We start from the raw sequence: 23,719 nt of genomic DNA, 5'->3' as shown, positions 1-23,719 counted from the left end.
CGTTTTAAATTTTTGTATTTTGCGACTAAATAAAGCTAGAATATGAAATCAATATTTAAAACACTATTAATACTATTCTTATTTTGCATCAATTTTTCATTTGCTCAGACATTAACTTTTGAAAAATCGAATACAAATCATTCCGAAGAATTTATTATCCCGGTAAAAATAGATTCTATTAGTTTTAATGCCTTTAAAATTAAATTCACTATTTCTGACGATTTAGCTGATGTTGTTCAATTTATACCTAGTAAAAAAATAGTTGAAGGTACTTATCTGTATAATAAAAACAATAATATTCACACTATTGAATATATAAGTTTATCAGATGTAACTTTTGAAAAAAAAGCATCTTTATTCGACTTAAAAATGCGAACAGTAAGTCGCTTCAAGGAAAGAGAATTAATAAATGTAATATCTACTAACTTTATTGTTGATGGAACTAATGTTCCATTAAAAAAACAAAAGATTGAAAAGTCTACAGCCAATCAGTGGGTTCTATTTAAAAACGATGCTATCGTCTTTGGTTTATTAATGATTGCTTTAGGATTTGTTTTTTTTACAGAATCTAAAAAAACTGGTTTTTGGTACAAATTCTATCGCATCGTACCTGCCTTACTAATGTGTTATTTAGTTCCTGCCATATTTAATTCATTTGGTTTAATTTCAGATGAAATTTCGGAAACCTATTTTATTGCTAGCCGCTATTTATTACCAGCTTCACTTGTACTTTTAACATTAAGTATCGACTTAAAGGCCATTTTTAATTTAGGATGGAAAGCACTAGTAATGTTCTTTACGGGCACTATAGGAATCGTTATAGGAGGACCAATAGCTATTTTATTAATTTCATCCTTCTCTCCCGAAACTGTTGGTGGGGCAGGGTTTGATGCCACGTGGAGAGGATTAGCAACACTAGCCGGAAGTTGGATTGGAGGTGGTGCAAACCAGGCTGCAATGTTAGAGATCTATGAGTTTAACCAAGAGCTTTATGGCGGCATGGTTTTAGTTGATATTGTTGTAGCTAATATTTGGATGGCCATAATATTATTAGGAATTGGTAAACGAAAAAAGATAGATAATTGGTTGAACGCAGATAACACCGCAATTGATGAACTTCAAAATAAAGTACAAGCTTTTAGTGATAAAATCACACGTAATCCATCACTAACGGATATTCTTGTGATTCTAGCATTTGCTTTTGGTGCCGTTGGCATTGCCCATTTCGGAGCCGACAATATATCTGTTTATCTAAAAAATAACTTTGAAGCAGTTAGTAATCCTAAAAGCCCCTTATCATCTTTCGGTAGTGGTTTCTTCTGGCTCATATCTATTGCCACACTAATTGGTGTATTATTATCATTCACAAAAGCTAAAAATTATGAAGGAGCAGGTGCTAGTAAAATAGGAAGCGTTTTTATATATATTCTTGTTGCAACCATCGGAATGAAAATGGACTTAGGTAAAATATTTGAAAACCCTGGACTTATATTAATTGGATTAGTTTGGATGACCATCCATGCTTTATTATTAATTCTAGTTGCAAAACTTATTAAAGCACCATTCTTCTTCTTAGCCGTTGGAAGCCAAGCTAATGTTGGAGGAGCTGCTTCTGCTCCAGTTGTTGCTGCTGCTTTTCATCCTTCTTTAGCTACCGTTGGAGCTTTATTAGCTGTCTTTGGTTATGTTGTTGGAACTTATGGAGCAATTCTATGTGCAGAACTTATGAAATTAGCAGCTGCAGGTTAGTATTTATTAAACTATTATAAGATATTTGCGCACCTAATTATTTAGCAAACATGACAAAATTAAACAAAGTATTTAGTCTCATTATATTAATAGCATTAGCGGTTTCTTGTGGAAAAAACAATGATGCTAACTTTACCCTAAAGGGAAGTATTAAAGGCTTAAAAAAGGGCGTGGTGTATCTTCAAAAAGATGGAGATTCTAGTATCGTTGATTTGGATTCTATGACTATTACAGGTCAATCTGAATTTACACTACATACGCAATTAGACGAACCTATACTTCTCTATTTAAAACTTTTTAAAAATGATGGTGAAGAACATTACATTCCATTTTTCGCAGATAAAGGAATTACTGAAATAACTTCTACATTGAAAGGCTTTAGTTATGATTCTGAAATTAAAGGCTCTAAGCAACAAGATCTTCTAAAGGAATACCTCGACGTTTTATCTCGTTATAATGACAGAAATCTAGATATCATTGAAGCCAGTTTTAAGGTTAAAGAAAAAAAGGACAGTATTGCCTTAGATTCGTTGAATAGATTAGCCGACAACTTAATAAAGCGAAAGTATGCCTACACTATTCAATTTGCTATGAATAATAAGGATAGTGAAATTGCACCTTATTTAGCGTTGTATGGGACACAAAACACGAATCCGATATATATAGATTCAATTTATAATAATCTTAATCCTGAAATTAAGAATTCGCTATACGGTAAAAAGCTAGGTGAATTTATAGCAAATAGAACCTCTGCTAAATAATACGTTATAAGAACACTGTATATTTTGGCATAGAACATGCAATTACAATTTTAAAATCCAGTCATAACCATGATTGGATTTTTTATTTAATAAAGGTTAGATAAGCGGAATAACTTTTATCGTGCCCCATCTAATCAACCCACACACCTATACACCATTTCATAGGACAAAAAAAAAACTCCAACGACTTTACAGTAATTGAAGTTTTAATTAAGAGCCGATGGAGGGACTCGAACCCACGACCTGCTGATTACAAATCAGCTGCTCTAGCCAGCTGAGCTACATCGGCAAAAACATGCTTACCTTATTTCGGTAAGCGAGCGCAAATTTAAAATAGATTTTCAAATTTGCAAATCAATTTACTTTAATTTATTGATTTTTTCGATAAGTGCTCTTCCTTTAGTTTCAAGGTCTGCGCTAATTGCCTTAAAATGAGCTTTTTTATTTTCTGCACCTCTATCGTTAACACGAGCAATTAACTCATCAAACGTTACGATAGCTTCATCTATAACAGCTTCACTTTCTTTTGTTGGCTTTTCTGCATTCGCTAATTCCCAAACGTAAACTGCTTCAATGATATCTCCTAATACGTAATTGATATCTTTTTTTAAATCTCTTTTATTCGACATGATAATTATTTTTATAATAACCGCAAAAGTACTAAATCCTTTTAGTTATTTGATTCTCATTATTATTTTTTATCGTAAGTTTTAAACGTACACTTCTAGAAGTTTACCATAACCCGATTTCAATTTAAAATTTTTAATTTCAGCAGGAATCAGAATGGTTTCACCTTTAGAAATATGTTCTTTAGAATCTTCAGTAGAAACCTCAACATCTCCATCGATACACATATATATTAAAAATGAATCGTGTGTGTTTTCAATTTCAATATCAGACGTTATCTCTATAAAATTTGTAGTAAAAAAAGGGCAACTTACCACTTCATTAGATACATTTTTCTGCTTTAGATAATCGATTTTAAAATTATTTTCCATTTCAAAATCAAAAGCATCAATAGCGATATCGTTATGCAATTCGCGTGTATTACCGTTACTATCAACACGATCCCAATCATAAACACGATAGGTAACATCACTAGTTTGTTGAATTTCTGCTAATAATACTCCTGCTCCAATAGCATGGACTCTTCCGGCTTCTATAAAATAGGTATCCCCTTCTTTTACCTTATCAAAATTTAAAATTTCAGTAAGCGTATTATTTTCTAAATTCTTTAAGTAAGTCTCTTTATCGACCTCTCCTTTAAATCCAACAATAAGATTAGCGTCTTTGTCTGCTTGCATTATATACCACATCTCAGTTTTACCAAAGGAATTGTGTCGTTTTTTTGCCAATTCATCATTGGGATGTAACTGAATACTTAAATCTTCTTTGGCATCAATAAATTTGATGAGCAATGGAAACTCGTTGCCAAAACGTTTCCAATTTTTATCTCCTAACAACTTAGACTTATGAGCATTGACAAGGTTTTGTAGTGACTGACCTTTTAATTCTCCATTACAAACCACGGAAATATCATTTGGAACAGTACTAACCTCCCAACTCTCACCTAGATTTTTTGAATCCGAATCTTTATTGAAATGGAGATTCAGTTTTTCTCCTCCCCAAATTTTATCTTTAAGAATCGGTTGAAATTTTAGCGGATATAGCATGCTTCTTAATTAATTTCCTGAATAAGTCACAAAGTTACGAGGTGTCTCGTATAATGTGATTTCGAGATGAAACTTCGGGTCGAGCTTCGTTTTAATTTTATTATAGATAACTACAACAATATTCTCTGCCGTAGGATTTAGGTTTTTAAATTCAGGAACTTCCACATTTAAATTCTTATGATCAAAGGCATCTTCGACTTCTGATTTAATTATATCCTTCAATATCTTAATATCAATTACGTAACCAGTCTCAGGATCAATTTCTCCTGTAACGCTTGCAATTAACTCATAATTATGCCCATGAAAATTAGGATTATTACATAAGCCAAAAACAACATCATTCTTCTCAAAACTCCAGTCTTTTCTATAAAGCCGGTGTGCCGCATTAAAATGTGCTTTTCTATGAACTGTAACTCGCATTATTTATTAACGTTTATAAATTCATAAAATTTCTCAAAAATTATTTTGAACCAAGCCGTATAAAGTTGTGGATTCTGAGCGATATCAGCCTTTACAGCTTCTAATGTCATCCATTTCCAACGCTCCACTTCATCTGGATTAATATTTGGCTTGTCATTGTAGTAGCCTACCATAATGTGGTCGAACTCATGTTCTGTTAACCCGTTATCAAAAGGAGCTTTATAAATAAATGAGGTCTTCTCTTCTAAGTCTGTTACAAAACCCATTTCTTCTTGCAAACGGCGCTTTCCTGCCTGCAGGTTCGTTTCTCCATCACGTTGATGACTGCAACATGTATTAGTCCATAAACCTGGGGTATGATATTTATGCATAGCACGTTGCTGAAGCATCAGTTCGTTCTTATCATTAAATATAAACACAGAAAATGCTCGATGTAAAAGCGCCTTTTCATGCGCTTCCATTTTTGGCATTAAACCAACTTTATTATCATTTTCATCTACTAAGATGACTTGTTCTTCGATCATATCACAAAAATACCAAGTAAAATTTTAAAATCCATCAATGTTTTCACAAAAAGGAATTGAAATACTACAAAATACCTTGACTATAAAAAATAGCCAAGGTCTTTTATAATGAATCAATTTAGATTTTATTCTTTTATAATAAACATGGATCTGCGATTTAATTGATGTTCTACTTCGCTACACTCTACATTGTTAATACACTTATTAATCAATTGCGATTCCCCATAACCTTTTGCTGACAATCTGTTTTTAGTAATTCCTTTATCTAATAACCACTGTAAGCTAGATTTAGCTCTACGTTGTGATAATTTTAGATTATAAGCAGCTCTACCTCTTGAATCTGTATGAGATTCTATATGTATTTTTAAGTGCGGATATTCCTTTAGTGCCGCTAATATCTTAGCTAATTCTATCTCTGCATCTAAGCGAACATTGGACTGGTCATAATCAAAATAAATAGGCTGAAGAGTTAGTTTACAACCTAAATCATTAGGTGGACATGGATCTGAAACCTTTAGCATCAATGGCATATTTAAAACAATAGGCATTTCAATTGTTTTCGGATTCTTAGGTGTTTCAAAAATCTCTTCTTTCGGATTATACCCCTCTTTTTTTGCTCTAATAACATACCGTTCGTTACAATCTAAATTAAATGTAAATAGTGCATCACCACTTGTAACTAGTTTCTGAATTTCGACATTATTACTATCTAGCAGTGTAACCTCAGCATTGGGTATTAATTCACCTGTATCTTCATCTGTAACCGGTCCTTGAATTGTTATTTCACACCGCTCCCAAATTTGATAGATATCATCACTTTTACTTCCTTCATCACCATCTCGATTTGACGTAAAATAACCGATTCGTCCTTCTTTAATTATAAAACTAAAATCATCTTTTACACTATTAATAGGCGCACCAAAGGTGGCTATTTCACCAAAATCATCTTCGTTTAGTTTTGTTACAAAAATATCTAAACCGCCATAACCTTTATGACCATCACTAGAGAAGTATAAATTATTTTCTGTACTTATAAATGGAAATGTTTCTCTAGCAGCTGTGTTAATTTTACCCCCCATATTTACGGGTTTGGTATAACTGTCGCTTTCTAATACATCAACATACCATAAGTCAGACATCCCAAATGTACCAGGCATATCAGAAGCAAAGTAAAGTCTATCTTCGTCAATACTTAATGCTGGGTGACCAATAGAATAGCTATCACTATTAAAAGGAAGCTCTTTTACATCTCCCCATGAATCTCCCGTTTTAGTCGCCTTGTAGATCTTAAGTCTTATCACAAAATCTTTATCTCGCCTTTTCTTTCCATCTAAAAAATTATTCCGGGTAAAATACATAGTATTTCCATCTTTAGAAAAAACAGCAGTAGACTCATGATATTTTGTATTAATCTCACCTTTTAAAAGCTCTACTTCTTTTAGATTCAAGTCTTCATCTACCACAACCTGATATAAATCTAAAAAAGGCTGTTTATCCCACCCTGCAAGATCAACAGATTTTTCTTTAAATGTATCTACAGATTTATCACTCGATGCAAAAACAATTTTATCACCATAAAATGCGGGACCGAAATCTGAATACTCAGTATTTACAGTTATTTTATCGAGTTCAAATAATTTATCATTCACTCCTTTTTCAAAAAGCGTATCCGCTACATTTTTATAAGAATCTATAGTAAGAGCTGTGCCACCTTTAGCTTTATAAATTTTCATTAGTCGGTCAGCTTCTCTCGGTTCTCCTGAACTTTTTAAACATTGTGCTGCTCTAAAATAATCCGTCACAACCAAATCATCTGGAAACTCATTTAGCAATTTATAATACCATTTAGAAGCTCCGGAATATTCACTATTAAAATAATAGGTCTCGCTCAACTTCCTATAAATTTCGGCAGACTGATAACCATTAGCAACTACCTTCAAATAAATCTCTCGAGCATCTATATAATGATATTTATCGTATTTGACATTTGCCTTTTCTAATGTTCCTGTTTGAGCAAAAGAACTCATAAAGAAAATGACTGATAAAAAACATAGTAATAATTTATATGTATGTGTATTCATAATCTTAAAAATTTAGAAAAATCTAGGGGTTAGTATGCGTTCGACATTTTTAAAAACATCAAATTTTAAGAATACCTCATAGGAGCCATCACTGTAAGTTTCAATATCTGTGGTTTGGTAATCATACCCCATACCTACAAACAATTTATTGGTTATTTGAAATCCTGCCATGGCAGTAATCGCAGCATCAAAGCGATATGCTGCACCTAACGTAAATTTTTCATTAATTAGAAAGTTTCCAGAAATATCAACTTGAAGCGGAGACCCATCAACCATCTTAATCATCGTTGCTGGTTTAAATTTTAAATTCTTATTAATGTCAAAAACATAACCTGCAATCAAAAAGTAATGTAAGCGTTCAATGGCAAGAGCATCAGCACTAATATCATCTATACTATCCGCATTATAATGTTTTGAATTTAAAAGGTTAGGAACCGACAAACCTAAGTACAGTTTATCTGTATTATAATATATTCCAGCCCCTATTTGTGGATAAAGCCTATTATTTATATTTTCTTCAAACTGAAAATCATTATCATCATAAATGTTGAGCTTAGTATAATCGACGTCTAAGAAATTCACTCCTGCTTTTACACCAAATGACAATCTTGATACATCGGAAAACATTAGAGAATATGAATAATCAGCAACAATGCTTGTTTCTGTAGCAGGCCCAATTTGATCGTTCACAATAGAAAGTCCTATTCCCATTTTTTTAGTATCGCCTATTGGAGAACTTATTGTGAATGTTCCTGTTTTTGGGGCGCCTTCAAACCCTACCCACTGCGATCTATATAATAGTCCAAAACTGAGTACATCTTTAGACCCTATATAGCCAGGATTAATGACTTGTGTGTTATACATATATTGAGTGTATTGCGAATCTTGTTGAGAAAAACTCAAACTAACACTCATAAAAATTAGTAGTAATAAAAAATAATGTTTCATAAGATTTTTGGGGTTTAGTTATTTTTTATATATAAATATCCTTCATTAGTTAAAGTTTGGCTTCCGATAAACCTTCTTAGTATATAGAAATAAGTTCCGGTAGGTAATTCCTCATCTCTATTAACAGTGCTCCGTCCATCTGAGAACCCTCTAAATACTCTACCATTTATACCATAGCCATCCATTTCATAAATTAAAATTCCCCAACGATTAAATATTTTAAGATTATTGTTAGGAAAATCTTCTATCCCAACTATTCTAAAGAAATCATTTTCACCATTACCATCTGGCGTAACTGCATTAAATATTTCAAAATCCGTACCGAGTGTTTCAGGTAAGTCTGTAACTGTAGGGTCATCTGGTTCATCATCATTGTTATTATCCACATCATCAAAATTATTTGGATCATCAGATGTATCAGAATAGGTTTCTCCATCCGCCCCAGTACTAGTAACAATAGCTTGATTTGTTATTTTTCCATTGTCAATATCCTCTTGCGTGAGTGTATATGTAGCTGTAAAAGTGAAGTCATCTATTTCACCAGGTGCTAAAGAAGCAAGCGGACCACCTTCAATTACTATACCCGGAAGAGGATCTTCTATACTAATATTCGTGAGGGTGACTGATCCTGTATTATAAATAGTAAATGTGTAAGTTAAAGTCTCACCTACCTCAGCAATGTCGTTTCTATTCTCATCGTTAAATACTCCTACTTTTTCGAGAGATATCGATCCGGATTGACATAGTATAGTCGTTGTTACGTCATCTTCCATCACGTTATCATCATCTGATAAATCTGTTAACATGGTGCCATCCATCATATTCATTCCCGTAAGAGTAGCTTGATTATTTACAACACCTGCATCAACATCAGACTGCGTTAAAACATACTCTGCCATATACCACCATGTTTCATCAACATCTAACTCATTATCAATATCATCATCTCCGGATGCTAAGATCATAACTCCTCCCAACATACTATCCCATAACTCCACCGCAGGCACACTTAAATTGCCTTCATTAGTAACTTGAAACGTATAGCTGATTGTTTCACCTATATCTCCACATCCATCTAAATTATCGTCATTAAACACTCCTGTTTTTAACACTGCAATAGCTGGTCTCTGACATAGAAACACATCAGTAATATCATTTTCTAAGGCACTATTATCATCCGACAAATCAGTTAACACAGCTCCGTTAATACTACTTACTCCTGAAACAGTCGCTTGATTATTTACAAACCCAATATCAATATCTGCTTGTGTTATTATATAATCTGCTGTATAGAACCAAACCTCATCGACGTCTAATTCATTATCCGTATCATCATCACCATAAGACATGTCCATTATCCCACCTAACATAGTGTCAGTTAACTCTACCGAAGTAATACTTGAATTCCCTTCATTAGTTACCGTAAAATTATAAGTAATTGTTTCACCCGCATTAGCGCAACCATCAGTATTTAAGTCATTATAAACACCTGTTTTCACCACTGCTATGACTGCTGTTTGACATAGTAATGTTTGAGTAATATCATCTTCAGAAACACTATCATCATCTGAAAGATCTGTTACGATAGAGCCATCTATACTATCTAAACCTGTAACCGTAGCTTGGTTAGTTACAACACCAGCATCAATATCGGATTGCGTAAGTGTATAATCTGCGGTATAAATCCATGTTTCATCAACATCTAACTCGTTATCTGCATCTGTATCTCCAGACGCTATAGCGATTATCCCACCTAACATCAAATCTGATAACTCGACTGAAGTGATAGTCGTATTTCCTTCATTAGTTACCGTAAAGGTATACGTAATAGTTTCGTTTACATTACCACAGCCATCATTATCCTCGTCATTAACTTCCGCTGTTTTGATTACTGCAATTTCAGCTGTTTGACATATTGATGTTTCAGTGATATCGTCTTCAGAAACACTATCATCATCTGATAGGTCCGTTACGATAGCGCCATCTATACTATTTAAACCTGTGACAGTTGCCTGATTTGTTACAACACCAGAATCAATATCAGATTGGGTAAGTATATAATTTGCGGTATAGATCCAGGTTTCATCAACATCTAACTCGTTATCTGCATCTGTATCTCCAGACGCTATAGCGATTATCCCACCTAACATCAAATCTGATAACTCGACTGAAGTGATAGTCGTATTTCCTTCATTAGTTACCGTAAAGGTATACGTAATAGTTTCGTTTACATTACCACAGCCATCATTATCCTCGTCATTAACTTCCGCTGTTTTGATTACTGCAATTTCAGCTGTTTGACATATTGATGTTTCAGTGATATCGTCTTCAGAAACACTATCATCATCTGATAGGTCCGTTACGATAGCGCCATCTATACTATTTAAACCTGTGACAGTTGCCTGATTTGTTACAACACCAGAATCAATATCAGATTGGGTAAGTATATAATTTGCGGTATAGATCCAGGTTTCATCAACATCTAACTCGTTATCTGCATCTGTATCTCCAGACGCTATAGTAATAACTCCACCTAACATCAAATCTGATAACTCGACTGAAGTGATAGTCGTATTTCCTTCATTAGTTACCGTAAATGTGTACGTAATTGTTTCATCTACGTTACCACAACCATCGTTATTAGCCTCGTTAAGGTCTCCCGTTTTTATTAAGGCGATTTCAGTTGTTTGACATAAAAGTGTTTCAGTAACACCATCTTCCAAAACGCTATCATCATCTGATAAATCCGTTAATACTGAATTATCTATAATATTGATTCCTGTTACAGTCGCTTGGTTGTTTACAGCACCTGCATCAATATCAGATTGTGTCAGTGTGTACGCTGCTGTATAAATCCAAGTTTCATTAGCATCTAATTCATTATCTGCATCTGCATCGCCAGACGCTAAAGCGATTATTCCACCTAACATTGTGTCTGTTAATTCTACAGAAATAATACTTGAATTCCCTTCGTTAGTTACGTTAAACGTATACGTAATCGTTTCACCTGCATCGCTACAACTATCATTGTTCTCATCATTTAATACACCCGTTTTAATGACTGCAATTTCTGCAGATTGACATAAGTCAGTTTCAGTTGCATCATCTTCCAAAACACTATTATCATCTGAAAGATCTGTTACCGTTGAACCATCAATACTATCTACTCCTGTTACGGTTGCTTGATTATTGACAACACCAGCATCAATATCTGTTTGTAATAACGTATAATCTGCTGTATAGATCCAAGTTTCATCAACATCTAATTCATTATCTGTATCATCGTCTCCTGATGCTAACGCGATTATTCCTCCTAGCATCGTATCTGTTAACTCTACTGTAGTTATGCTCGTATTTCCTTCGTTAGTAACCGAAAATGTATACGTAATAGTTTCACCTTCATTTCCGCAACCGTCTACGTTATCATCGTTATAAATACCTGTTTTGATTACGGCAATTTCTGCTGTTTGACATAAATCTGTTTCAGTTGCTTCATCTTCTAAAACACTATTGTCATCAGAAAGATCGGTTACCTCTGAACCATCTATACTATCTATTCCGGTAACAGTCGCTTGATTACTGACAATACCAGCATCAATATCAGATTGCACTACTGTATAATTCGCCGTATAGATCCAAGTTTCGTCAACATCTAATTCATTATCTGCATCATCATCTCCAGATGCTAAAGCGATAATTCCACCTAACATAGTATCAGTTAATTCTACCGCAGTAATACTTGTATTTCCTTCGTTAGTTACATTAAATGTATAGGTTATAGTTTCTCCAGAATCCGTACAATTATCATTATTCTCGTCGTTAAAAACAGCTGTTTTAATTACTGCGATATCTGCTGATTGACATAAATTTGTTTCGGTTGGATGATCTTCTAGAACACTATTATCATCAGAAAGATCTGTTACCTCTGAACCATCGATACTATCTATTCCTGTAACCGTGGCTTGATTATTTAAAATACCCGAATCAATATCAGATTGTACTAATGTATAATCTTCGGTATAGACCCAAGTTTCGTCAACATCTAATTCATTATCTGCATCATCATCTCCAGATGCTAAAGCGATAATTCCACCTAACATGTCATCCGTTAACACTACTGAAGTAACACTTGTATTTCCTTCGTTAGTAACATTAAATGTATACGTTATAGTTTCTCCAGAATCACTACAACTATCATTATTCTCATCGTTAAAAACAGCTGTTTTAATTACTGCGATATCGGCTGATTGACATAGAATTGTTTCGGTTGGATTATCTTCAAAAACACTGTCATCATCTGAAAGGTCTGTTTCCATTGTACCATCGATAACATTTACAGCTTCAACTGTAGCTTGATTACTTACCATACCAATATCTATATCAGATGGAGTTATTGTATAATCTGCTGTATATAGCCACGTTTCATCAACATCTAACTCATTATCATCATCTACATCTCCCGAAACCAAAGTAAGTACTCCACCTACCATTAGGTCTGTCAATTCTACTGAAGCAAAATCAACAATTCCTTCATTAGTCACACTGAAATTATAAGTGATCGTTTCACCAGAATCGCTACAGCTATCACTATTCTCATCATTAAATACTCCTGTTTTAATAACAGCAATTTTAGCTGTATCACATAAAATTGAATTTGTGGCATCGATATAACCACCATACACTTCAATTGAATTGATAATACCTGCCAGTGATGCGATGGTAATTTGTATTTCATCAAAGCTTAAGGCAGCATTAAAAGCAACAATGTATAAACCATCAGTAGTTAATGGAGTAATATTTATTAAACCCAATGCTTCTAAAGCTAGTAAATTACCTGCTGTTCTTTGCTCTTGTTGAAGACCATCAAGATAAGTTGTCAGTGTTATTGAGTTTAATAAATCAACTTCTAATAAATCATTGGTATCTCTTATAATAAAACCTGCTCTTGTACCAATCGGATAATCTAAAAGTACATCTTGTACAGAAATTGAAGCTGTACTTGCAACTCCCGCTACAACATTAATTAGAGCAAAATCACTTCCTTCTTGAGAAATTACATTTTGCGAATTATCAACTTCACAAGCCACACAAGCTATGCCTTCGGTTCCTGTTTTGTATGAATTGATAATTACAGAATCGTTTGGATTAGATAATACATAAGGCTCATCACAGTTTATCGTTCCAGGACAAAAAGATTCTAAAACCATACTATAGACGCGTGTACTTCCTAAATTTAAAGACACAAGCTGAGAGAGCGTGATTTGCACTTCATCAAAAGGAGCTGTTGAAACAAACCCCACTCTTAAAGCTTCGTTACTAGTTAGTAATAAACCTGAATTTACAGGAACAAGCTCAGTTGACCCTGTGCGCGACTCAACAAATGTGCCGTCTAGATAGGTCGAAACGGTTATAGCATCGAACAATTGTGTATTTAAAAGCGTTGCATTTTCAATATCAAATCCTGCATAAGTCATCGCCGGATAATCCGTTATTTCATCTTTAACCGCTAATGAAGCAGTTCCCGCAACACTTGCTAACAGATCGATTGTTGCATAATTACCCGTATTTGAATCAAAAAGACGATTTGTATTATTAACACTTCCAACACTTAATACCCCACCTGTACCTGTGTGTTCGTCCACAATTCTTACCGGAAAATCTGGTTTTGTTAATGCTGTTGGTGTATTACATATTAAATCTGGACCTTCACAAAAACTGTTGGTCACAGCATGGTAAACATTAGTAGTAGAAAGCACATTCAATAAACTTGAAATTGATATTTCAACGGCATCATAATCCATGGTTGTATAAAACCCTACATAATATTTATCAGTTCCTAATAATGTGCTATTCACTACAGCTAAAGCTGTATTTGTTTCTGATTCTTGTTCTACACCATCTAAATAGGTTGTGATTACAATGGCTTCCAATAAATCTGCTTGTAGAACAGAATTGTTTTCTATTAACATACCAGCATAACCACCTCCTGTAAAAAATTCATCAACCGTTTCGTCTGTTACTGTTAACGAATGTGTTACACCTAAACCAACGACTGTTGCTATGGTTGCGTAGTTGTTATTATCTTCATCTAATAGATTCCCTTCATTATCAACACCACATCCTATAGCACAGATCCCTGTCGTATTTTTAAACACTGATAAATCCGTAAAACCCATTGATGTAATTTCTACGGGATCGAGAGTATTACAAGGTACAGGATATTGAACACCATCTGTATAAACAATAAATTCAACCGTATCTACACAGCCTAAAGCATCCGTAACCGCTACTGTATAAGTTCCTGGAGATAAACCGCTAATTGAATTTGAAGTTTCGCCTCCTGGACTCCACTGATACGCATACGGTGGAGTACCACCTGTTACAGATACAGATATACTACCATCCGAGACTCCAAGAACAGTTTCATTGATAATCGTTTCTTCAATTTTAATTGAAGTGTCTACATAACTTCCATAAACCTCTATACTATTAATAACTGCTGCCAAAGCACTAACTGATATTCTTACTTCATCATAGGGAAGACTCGTTTCAAATCCTACTAAATAAAATCCATCCGTATATGAAGGTGTTATATTTACTAATCCTAAAGCCTCGAGTGCTAGTAAACTACTCGACGTTTCAGACTCTTGTTCTATACCGTCTAAATACGTGGTTAGTTTTAAAGAATTTAATAAATCTAGTTCTAATAAATCATTGGTATCTCTAATTATAAATCCTGCCGTACTTCCTAAAGGAAAAGCACTTAATACATTTTCTACTGAAATGGAAGCTGAATTAGCAACACCTGCAATAACATTTATCATTGCAAAATCTGAATTGCTTTCGCTGATTACATTTATAGCATTATCCACTTCACAACCAACACAAGCTAAGCCGTCTACTCCTGTATTGCTATTATTAATAATTACCGGTTGCGATGGATTGCTTAATACTGTTGCCGTATTACAATCTAATTCCCCTTCACAAAATGATTCTAAAACTAATCCGTAAACTCTTGTACTTCCTAAGTTTACTGAAGCGGTTTGATTAATACTGATTTGAACTTCATCAAAGGGTAACGTTGAGACAAAACCTACCCGAGAGCGCTCTGTACCTGTTAATAGTAAAGCACTATTTATAGCTATGAGTTCTGAGCTCCCTGTTTGACTTTCTTGAAACGAACCATCCAAATATGTTGTAATAGTAACACTATCAAATAAATCTAAATTTAGTACGGATGAATTTTCGATATCAAAACCAGCATATGTATTTGCTGGATAGTTTATAAATTCATCTTTTATAGCCAAACTTCCTGTTGCTAAGACACCTAAAACAATATTTATACTCGCATAATTATTTGTATTAGAATCTACAGCTGCTTCAACATCAATAACATTTCCAACACTTAAAAATCCGCCCATCCCAGTGTGTTCCTCCACGATTCGTGCAGGAAATTCTGGTTTGGTAAACATGGTTGGAGTATTACATATTAATTCTGGTCCTGCACAAAAATTTTCAGTGACAGCAGCATATACTTTTGTTCTAGAAAAAACACCCGCAATACTTGATATCGAAATTTCAATAGCATCAAAATCTAGCGTTGTTTCAAATCCGACATAAAATTGATTACTCGATAATAAGTCACTATTTACAGCAGCTAACGAACTACTTTCCTTTAACTCTTGTACTACTCCATCTAAAAATGTTGTAATCACCATTTTATTGAGTAGATCAACTCGTACCACAGAGGTGTTTTCAATTAAAAAACCTGCAAAACCACCTGCAGTATAAAATTCATCCGTAGTAGTATCAGTCACCCTTAAAGTATGAGTGACCCCTAAACCAACAAGCGTAGTTAAAGTGGTATAATTACTGTCATTTGAATCAATTAAATAATCTTCATCACCTATACCACAACCTAAAATACAGATACCGTCAGTATCAGATGTAACCGATAAATCATCATAATTTAATGCTGTAATAGGTGTAGGAAAATCTGTATTACATGGATTGGTGATTGGGACGACATATTCGCTAAGTATTTCGTAAGTATCTAAATCTTTTGGGTGTATAAAAGAAAGTAGCATAAATGCTAAACCTAATAAGGATAATATTGATTTTGTACGAAAAAAGAACTGTTTAATAATTATGCATGAGTAAGTAGGTGTTTTCATAATTTATAAGTATATAATAGTTAGTTAGTATATATTATTCAACAACTAATAATAAATGAATCACTATCAGTAAACTTGTTAATCAAAAAAAACACAAAGACTCTTAAGCTAACCTATGAGATTCTAATACTGGGAAATATTAATTATGTCTTACTAACAATGTTTCGTAGGGGAAAGATCATTAAAAATGGAAATGTATTGAGGATGAAATAAGAGTTAAGAAAACGTTAATTTTATCTTAATTTTTTAAATGAAATAACCATTTATTGAATTAAATTCAATAAAAAACAGCTTACATTATCAATACTCAATAAAATTAACATTAATTAACTAAGGATTGTTTATTGGTAGTTTTTTTCGCTGAAATACATGTTTTTTTAACATTTAACATGATATACCCTCTAATAATCAAGAAAAAAACACAATTACTAAGTACTTTAGATGCTATCGTAACTCATAGAAAATCAGCATACCAACAGATCAATCTGTTTATAATTGATAAATCTCAAGAAGAAGAAGAAGAAGAAGACAACAAATAAAAACAGTCTACAATTAACTTAACCGTATCATAGTTTAAAAAAACTTGAGATATAAAGCCGTTAATATTATTACTTGATGCACTAAAACGAAATAGGACAAAAAAAAGCCGCTTATAAAATAAGCGACTTTTTGAAATTATTATTTAAGTATATGTTTTTTTACTAATCGTCACATGTTTTTCCATCAATGCTTGTGATAATAAATTCACTACGTCTGTTTAATTGGTGCTCCTCTTCTGAACAAGAAGATTCACTAGTCGGTTCGCAACCACAATCATTTACTAATCGTGATTCGCCATAACCTTTAGCAGTTAAACGGTCTATTGGAATACCCTTATCTATTAAATATTGACGTGTAGATTTAGCACGTCGTTCTGATAATTTTTCATTATAGGAAGCCGTTCCTCTACAATCTGTATGAGAGCGAATATCAATATGCATTGTAGGGTATTTATTTAATACCGCTAGTACTTTTTGTAATTCAATCTCTGCGTCGTATCTAACGTTAGATTTATCAAAATCAAAATAGATGATTGGAATATCCAAAACCTTAGCTAAATCATCACAAGGTTCTATTTGTTGCTCATCAATCTCTAATAGTAACTGCAATTGTAATTTTTGTTGCTTTGACGGAGTTGTAAAACGTTTTTCATCTGAAGCGTATTTATCTTTTTCTCCTCTAATTAAGTATTCTGTTCGACAACCTAAATCAAATTCAAATGTAGCATCGTCATCTATTATTTTTCGTTCGATTTCATTCCCTTCACCATCATATAAAACCACCGTTGCATTAGGTATTAATGCGTTTGTATTTTTATCTTGAACAGTCCCTGTAACTAATTGATTACATTCTGTGATATTGAACGTATAAATATCGTCGCTTCCTTTTCCTCCTTCTCTATTAGAACTAAAATAAACACGCTTGGTTACTAAGTTTTCGTAGTACCCAAAATCATCAGCCTCACTGTTAACAGGTTTTCCTGCGTTTTCTATTTTGAAACTTCTTTTTAAACTTATACTAAGTTGACTATCTAAATCTTCTGATTTAAAAACATCAAAACCACCTAAACCAGGATAACCATTTGATGAAAAATATAAATCACCATTAGTGTTCATAAAAGGAAATGACTCTTTTCCTTCGGTATTAATAGTAGGTCCTAAATTTGAAGGTTCTCCTAAAGTCCCATCATCGTTTACATCTACTACAAATATATCTGACTGACCAAAAGTTCCTGGCATATCAGATACAAAGTATAGCTTAGACCCTGTTACATTTAATGTTGGATGCGCTACACTATAATCTTCACTATTAAAATGTATCTTGTGAATATTTACCCATTCCCCATCTTCATTTAATGCTGCTCTGTACAATTGTAATCTATTGATTCCTGAATCATCTTCTTTATATCTTGAATTGAAATAATTATTCCTTGTAAAAAAAACATACTTTCCATTCGGAGAAAACACAGCACTCGATTCGTGAAACTTAGTATTAACCTCTCCTTTAAGTTCCTTTACCTCACCAAAAGTGCCATCGTCTTTATATTCTACTGCATACAAATCTAAATAAGGTTGCTCATTCCATCTGTATTTACGACCACCACCTCTAGCAGAGGCAAAAACAATTGTATTTTCATATTCTGTTGTCCCAAAATCTGAGAGCTCCGTATTGATATCTAAATTTACAAGTTCTATATCATCTCTACTTAAATCTTCAATAGTCGTTTTGTAATCTACTTTAGACATAAAAGCTTTTCCTCTTAAATCTTCAGGCTTTAATTCATTAAATTTCTGCATCCACTTATCAGAATCTTCATAATCTCCATTGCCTTTGAGTGCTAATGCGTATCTAAAATAATATTCAGGTTCAATAACTTCTTTAAGCGCAATTAATTCCGCATACCATTTAGCGGCATCTTTCATTTCATTTCTGAAATAAAAAGAGTTACCTAATTTCTGAAATAATTCTACAGATTTATAGCCTTTATTTGCTACTTCTAATAAAACTTCACTTGTCTTTACGTAAGCAAAATCTTCATAATCATCTTTAACGCTTTGAATTTTTCCATTTTGCGCAAATGCCAAGGTTGATACTAAAAGTGCTACAATTAACAGTGCGTACGTAGATTTGTTTTTCATTTTCATATTTTTAAAAGAAACGTGGGGATAATATTCTACCTAATCTTTTTACTTCAAATCTTAGGGTAATTTCGTGGCTTCCGCTATTGTAATTATTTAATCCTGTAGTTGTCATATCATAACTATAACCAACAAACATTCCTGGTGTTACTTGAAATCCTGCTAGCGCACTAACTGAATCATCCCATCTCCAAGCTAAGCCTGCTGTTAATTTTTTCTGAAACCAAAAGTTAGCAGAAACATCTGCTATAATAGGTGCACCAGAAACCCCTTTAACTAAAAAGGCGGGTTTAAATTCTGTTGTCTCACTAAGATTAAACACATACCCTCCTATAAGGTAGAAGTGCATGCGCTCTGTTGCTACAGATTCTATATAGTCATCATAATGATCGGTTTGCAAGAAATTAGGAACAGCAGCACCGAAATACCACTTTCTAGTGTGTAAATACAAACCTGCACCTACTATTGGTGATGTTCTATTTATATTATCATCAAATACAACATCTGGATTTTGAAAACGTCCTTTACTCCAATCTGTATCTAAAATATGTAGCCCACCTTTTACTCCAAACGACAATTTTAAATCATTTACATTTAAGGGAATAGTATAGGAGAAATTAGCATCTACAAAAGTCTCTTTTGCTGGTCCTAATGCATCACTTACAACATTTAAACCTAGACCAATACGTTCATTACGTAAAGGTGAGTGAATACCTAATGATTGCGTTTGTGGAGCTCCGTCTATACCAACCCATTGACTTCTATGTATACCTACAACACTCAGCGTTTCCCTTTGACCTGCATAGGCTGGATTAACACTCAAGGTATTAAACATATAGTGTGTGTATTGTGGATCTTGTTGAGCCATACTATGAGCACTAACAAGTACAAATACTAAAACTACTAATCTTTTTATTATTGATGATTTATGTATCATTCTAATATATTTTATAATTCCGTGTTAATTAGTTTATCTATTAAGGTATACCCATCCAACTCTTGGATCTGAACCATCACCTAAATCAAGTACATAATAGTAAGTTCCTACTGGCAATTCATCAGATTTATTAATTACAGAACGACCGTTAGAACTTCCATTCCAGTCGTTTAAATAACCTCTCTTACTGTAAACTAAATTACCCCAACGGTTATAAATTTCTAGTTTGTTATCAGTATATCTTTCTAAACAATCTATTACAAATGTTTCATTAACATTATCACCGTTTGGTGAAAATTCATTGTAGATTGTTAAACATATTGGGTCTACTTCGGCACTACTCTCATCATTAACTTCATTAACATCAATACCGCCTACTGAGCTATCTATATATGCTATATTTAGATAATCACCAAATCCTAATACTTCAACTGTAATCTCTAAAATTTCAACTTGGTCTGGATCTAATTGTACTAATATCCATTCACCTGTAATATCTGAATAACTAATGTTTCCAGTTGTTGAGATATGCGACACATAATCATAACCACTTGGTATTTGCTCACTGATAATGACATCCGTAGCAGTGACATTACCAATATTAGCAACCTCTATAGTAAATATGACTTGCGAACCGATCACAGGCTCTAGTACATCTACAATTTTAGTAACTTCTAAATCATATAATGAATTAACAATGGTTACTGTTGGGTCATCTGGATTACCATCACCATTTGCATCAATATTATCAAGATTATTTGGATCGTCACTAGTGTCAACAATATCATCTGAAGGATTTCCTAAATCACCTCTAGGACCTTCACTACTTACTGTTGCTGAATTGGTAACATTGCCTTCATCTAAATCAGCCTGTGTAATCTCGTACGTTGCTGTAAATGTTGTGCTATCAATTTCACCAGGTAGTAATTGACCAATTGATCCACCTACTAAATTTAAACCAGGTAGATTATCTACAACTACAATATCTGTTAGTGTAACATTTCCTGTATTCTCTACAGTAAATACGTATGAAATTAAGTCTCCTAAGCCTCCCGCTGTACCATCTCCATTAGTATCTTCTAACTCTAAAGTGGTTTTTATTAAACTAATACTTGGGTTTGATGCTATCGTTGCTACTGTGGCATCATCTTCTGTATTGCCATCACTATCATCATCATCATCACTTGTATCATCAACTGTTGTTCCCGCTGGACTATCGCCTTCAACTAAAACACTGTTGCTAAAACCACCTGCGTCTATTGCATCTTGTTCTATAACATAAGTTGCTGTATATGTTGCCGTTTCTCCTACTGCTAATAAACCTTCTGCACTTCCGGCATCTGAACTATTAAATGTTGGGCCTGTTAATAAAGTTAAAGTATTACCATTAGCATCTACAAAGGTATCCGTGATAGCTACATTATCTAAGCTTACGTTTCCGGTGTTTTCTACAGTTATCGTATAGGTCATTGTATCTCCTAAACTTAAGCCCGTTGGTAATACATCATTACTGATTGCTACTGTTTTAACAGCTTCTAGACTTGGTGATGCTGTAATTGTTGTTACTGTAGCATCATCTTCTGTATTGCCATCAGCGTCATCGTCATCATCACTGGTATCATCAACTGTTGTTCCTGCTGGACTATCGCCTTCAACTAAAACACTGTTGCTAAAACCACCTGCGTCTATTGCATCTTGTTCTATAACATAAGTTGCTGTATATGTTGCCGTTTCTCCTACTGCTAATAAACCTTCTGCACTTCCGGCATCTGAACTATTAAATGTTGGGCCTGTTAATAAAGTTAAAGTATTACCATTAGCATCTACAAAGGTATCCGTGATAGCTACATTATCTAAGCTTACGTTTCCGGTGTTTTCTACAGTAATTGTATAGGTCATGGTATCTCCTAAACTTAAGCCCGTTGGTAATACATCTGTTGTAAGTGCTACCGTCTTAACGGCTTCTAGACTTGGTAATGCTACAATTGGTGTTACTGTTGGATCATTTGTTGGATCCGTATCTGCATCGGGGCCATCTGCTAATTCATCACCATTATCACTCACATCACTTACATCATCTGTTCCACTTGGACTATCGCCTGTTGCGGTAGCACTGTTAGTGATTGATCCTAAATCTACATCATCTTGATCAATCGTATAAGTTACTGTTGCTGTTCCTGTTGCACCTGGCACTAAACTTGATGGACTAATGGCCAATCCTGTTGTTCCTGTGAAAGCATCAGCAATAGTAATATTGTCTACCGTTACGTTTCCTGTGTTTGTTACACTAAATGTATACGTTAATACATCGCCTAGACTTGTCCCTGCTGGTGAAGCATCAGTTGTGATAGCTACCGTTTTAGTTAAAGTTAATGCTGCATCTTGAACAATTGGTGTTACTGTTGGATCATTTGTTGGATCCGTATCTACATCTGGACCATCTACTGTTTCATCACCATTATCACTCACATCACTTACATCATCTGTTCCACTTGGACTATCGCCTGTTGCGGTAGCACTGTTAGTGATTGATCCTAAATCTACATCGTCTTGATCAATTGTATAAGTTACTGTTGCTGTTCCTGTTGCACCTGGTACTAAACTTGATGGACTAATGGCCAATCCTGTTGTTCCTGTGAAAGCATCAGCAATAGTAATATTGTCTACCGTTACGTTTCCTGTGTTTGTTACGCTAAACGTATACGTTAATACATCTCCTAAACTTGTCCCTGTTGGTGAAGCATCAGTTGTGATGGCTACCGTTTTAGTTAAAGTTAATGCTGCATCTTGAACAATTGGTGTTACTGTTGGATCATTTGTTGGATCCGTATCTGCATCGGGGCCATCTGCTAATTCATCACCATTATCACTCACATCACTTACATCATCTGTTCCACTTGGACTATCGCCTGTTGCGGTAGCACTGTTAGTGATTGATCCTAAATCTACATCATCTTGATCAATTGTATAAGTTACTGTTGCTGTTCCTGTTGCACCTGGTACTAAACTTGATGGACTAATGACCAATCCTGTTGTTCCTGTGAAAGCATCAGCAATAGTAATATTGTCTACCGTTACGTTTCCTGTGTTTGTTACGCTAAATGTATACGTTAATACATCTCCTAAACTTGTCCCTGTTGGTGAAGCATCAGTTGTGATAGCTACCGTTTTAGTTAAAGTTAATGCTGCATCTTGAACAATTGGTGTTATTGTTGGATCATTTGTTGGATCCGTATCTACATCTGGACCATCTACTGTTTCATCGCCATTATCACTCACATCACTTACATCATCTGTTCCACTTGGACTATCGCCTGTTGCGGTGGCACTGTTAGTGATTGATCCTAAATCTACATCGTCTTGATCAATTGTATAAGTTACTGTTGCTGTTCCTGTTGCACCTGGTACTAAACTTGATGGACTAATGGCCAATCCTGTTGTTCCTGTGAAAGCATCAGCAATAGTAATATTGTCTACCGTTACGTTTCCTGTGTTTGTTACACTAAATGTATACGTTAATACATCGCCTAGACTTGTCCCTGCTGGTGAAGCATCAGTTGTGATAGCTACCGTTTTAGTTAAAGTTAATGCTGCATCTTGAACAATTGGTGTTATTGTTGGATCATTTGTTGGATCCGTATCTACATCTGGACCATCTACTGTTTCATCACCATTATCACTCACATCACTTACATCATCTGTTCCACTTGGACTATCGCCTGTTGCGGTAGCACTGTTAGTGATTGATCCTAAATCTACATCGTCTTGATCAAT

General features: G+C 34.2%; 13 protein-coding genes and 1 tRNA gene. 3 read left to right on the top strand and 11 right to left on the bottom strand.

Features of this window, described 5'->3' with window-relative positions; translation table 11 throughout:
- Window positions 1-534 precede the first annotated feature (534 nt).
- Both HM986_RS11515 and HM986_RS11510 read left to right on the top strand, forming a co-directional pair.
- Window positions 535-1,749, top strand: a complete 1,215-nt coding sequence (locus tag HM986_RS11515; RefSeq protein WP_246288501.1) for a DUF819 family protein — start codon at window positions 535-537, stop codon at window positions 1,747-1,749.
- Window positions 1,750-1,799: 50 nt separating this feature from the next.
- A complete protein-coding gene (locus HM986_RS11510) occupies window positions 1,800-2,510 on the top strand; it encodes a DUF4369 domain-containing protein (protein WP_179335244.1) in 711 nt (236 codons plus the stop codon).
- 215 nt (window positions 2,511-2,725) lie between these two features.
- On the opposite strand, the gene HM986_RS11505 is transcribed toward HM986_RS11510, so the two are convergent.
- From HM986_RS11505 to HM986_RS11470, 8 genes are all read right to left on the bottom strand, one after another.
- Window positions 2,726-2,799: transfer RNA gene (locus HM986_RS11505), tRNA-Thr, on the bottom strand.
- Window positions 2,800-2,869: 70 nt separating this feature from the next.
- Window positions 2,870-3,139: a hypothetical protein gene (locus HM986_RS11500; protein WP_020896681.1), complete on the bottom strand. Its 270-nt coding sequence runs from the start codon at window positions 3,137-3,139 to the stop codon at window positions 2,870-2,872.
- Window positions 3,140-3,220: 81 nt separating this feature from the next.
- Complete coding sequence (locus tag HM986_RS11495) at window positions 3,221-4,183, bottom strand: type I phosphomannose isomerase catalytic subunit (RefSeq protein WP_179335243.1); 963 nt, start codon at window positions 4,181-4,183, stop codon at window positions 3,221-3,223.
- Window positions 4,184-4,192: 9 nt separating this feature from the next.
- On the bottom strand, window positions 4,193-4,603 hold the full coding sequence (locus HM986_RS11490; protein WP_179335242.1) for a 6-pyruvoyl trahydropterin synthase family protein: 411 nt from the start codon (window positions 4,601-4,603) through the stop codon (window positions 4,193-4,195).
- A complete protein-coding gene (idi, locus tag HM986_RS11485; RefSeq protein ID WP_179335241.1) occupies window positions 4,603-5,127 on the bottom strand; it encodes an isopentenyl-diphosphate Delta-isomerase in 525 nt (174 codons plus the stop codon). The genes HM986_RS11490 and idi overlap by 1 nt, the downstream gene beginning before the upstream one ends.
- Window positions 5,128-5,252: 125 nt before the next feature.
- On the bottom strand, window positions 5,253-7,208 hold the full coding sequence (locus HM986_RS11480) for an OmpA family protein (protein ID WP_179335240.1): 1,956 nt from the start codon (window positions 7,206-7,208) through the stop codon (window positions 5,253-5,255).
- 12 nt (window positions 7,209-7,220) lie between these two features.
- Window positions 7,221-8,156 carry a PorP/SprF family type IX secretion system membrane protein gene (locus HM986_RS11475; protein ID WP_179335239.1) on the bottom strand — a complete coding sequence of 312 codons (936 nt, stop codon included), beginning with the start codon at window positions 8,154-8,156 and terminating at the stop codon, window positions 7,221-7,223.
- A 14-nt stretch (window positions 8,157-8,170) separates the two neighbouring features.
- Window positions 8,171-16,330 carry a DUF7507 domain-containing protein gene (locus HM986_RS11470; RefSeq protein WP_179335238.1) on the bottom strand — a complete coding sequence of 2,720 codons (8,160 nt, stop codon included), beginning with the start codon at window positions 16,328-16,330 and terminating at the stop codon, window positions 8,171-8,173.
- 389 nt (window positions 16,331-16,719) lie between these two features.
- On the opposite strand from HM986_RS11470, the gene HM986_RS11465 reads away from it, so the two are divergent.
- The gene (locus tag HM986_RS11465; protein WP_179335237.1) at window positions 16,720-16,869 is read left to right on the top strand and encodes a hypothetical protein; all 150 of its coding nucleotides are present in this window, start codon (window positions 16,720-16,722) and stop codon (window positions 16,867-16,869) included.
- A 162-nt stretch (window positions 16,870-17,031) separates the two neighbouring features.
- On the opposite strand, the gene HM986_RS11460 is transcribed toward HM986_RS11465, so the two are convergent.
- The 3 genes from HM986_RS11460 to HM986_RS11450 form a co-directional block, all read right to left on the bottom strand.
- Entirely contained in the window at window positions 17,032-19,008 is a 1,977-nt protein-coding gene (locus HM986_RS11460; RefSeq protein ID WP_179335236.1) for an OmpA family protein, read from the bottom strand.
- A 10-nt stretch (window positions 19,009-19,018) separates the two neighbouring features.
- Window positions 19,019-19,945, bottom strand: a complete 927-nt coding sequence (locus HM986_RS11455; RefSeq protein WP_179335235.1) for a PorP/SprF family type IX secretion system membrane protein — start codon at window positions 19,943-19,945, stop codon at window positions 19,019-19,021.
- A 33-nt stretch (window positions 19,946-19,978) separates the two neighbouring features.
- The coding region (locus HM986_RS11450) for a DUF7507 domain-containing protein (RefSeq protein ID WP_179335234.1) at window positions 19,979-23,719 on the bottom strand (3,741 nt) is incomplete at its 5' end.

The organism is Winogradskyella costae, assembly GCF_013403865.1.
GTDB lineage: Bacteria > Bacteroidota > Bacteroidia > Flavobacteriales > Flavobacteriaceae > Winogradskyella > Winogradskyella costae.
The sequence above is the reverse complement of the archived record's forward strand: the minus strand, read 5'-3'. Positions and strand labels throughout refer to the sequence as shown.